This is a genomic window from uncultured Paracoccus sp. (genome assembly GCF_947487305.1).
Classification (GTDB): domain Bacteria; phylum Pseudomonadota; class Alphaproteobacteria; order Rhodobacterales; family Rhodobacteraceae; genus Paracoccus.
This window is the reverse complement of the sequence record NZ_CANKWH010000072.1, coordinates 1-869: the sequence shown is the minus strand read 5'-3', so window position 1 is coordinate 869 and position 869 is coordinate 1. Positions and strand designations below refer to the sequence as shown.

1 pseudogene is annotated in these 869 nt (G+C 60.2%); it reads left to right on the top strand.

The features are described 5' to 3' along the window. Positions 1 to 53 precede the first annotated feature (53 nt). Positions 54 to 792: pseudogene (locus Q1A36_RS21300) on the top strand (transposase); the annotation flags it as partial. Positions 793 to 869: the final 77 nt, after the last annotated feature.

Sequence of the window (869 nt, the reverse complement as noted above, 5' to 3'; positions counted from 1 at the left end):
GAAGCTGGAGTTTTCCGCTACGCTTTCCTGGCTGGGAGAGGAGCGGAATCGCGATGAAGGCATCGAAGTTTTCGGACGCGCAGAAGGCGTTCATCATCAAGCAAGGCGAAGACGGAGCGCCGGTTGCTGAGATCTGCCGCAAGGCGGGGATCAGCCATGCGACCTACTTCAATTGGAAGAAGAAGTATGCCGGCCTGCTGCCGACCGAGATGAAGCGGCTCAAGCAGCTCGAGGACGAGAATGCACGGCTGAAGAAGATCGTGGCGGACCTGACGCTCGATCGGGAGATGTTGCAGGACGTGATCCGGCGAAAGCTTTGAAGCCTGGTCGCATGCGCGAACTGGTTCGCGGGATGTGCAGCGATTGGGCGGTGTCGATCCGGCAGGCTTGTGGGGCCATCGGGTTTGACCGCTCGACGTTCCACTATAAATCCCGCCGCACCGATCAGGCTGCCGTGGCGAAGCGGATCAGGGAGATCTGCGAGATATGAGCCGTCGAGGCGCCATCGGTTCGAGCCCGACGGCGATTGGCGTGCGGTATGGTTACCGACGGGTTCACGTCCTGCTGGATCGTGAAGGCTGGGGCATCAACGTCAAGAAAGTCTACCGCATTTACAGGGAGTTGGGGATGCAGCTCAGGCACAAGACGCCCAAGCGACGTGTGAAGGCAAAGCTGCGGGATGACCGTGTCGAGGCCGTCGGGCCGAATGACGTTTGGGCGATGGACTTCGTTCACGACCAGCTGGCCACGGGCAAGAAACTGCGCGTGCTGACCGTTGTCGACACCTTCTCGGATGCTGTCCCTGGGCGTGTTGTAGGTTCTGGCTGAGGTTGTCACCTGCGTTGTTCCGGTAGGGTCTGGTTGCTGAC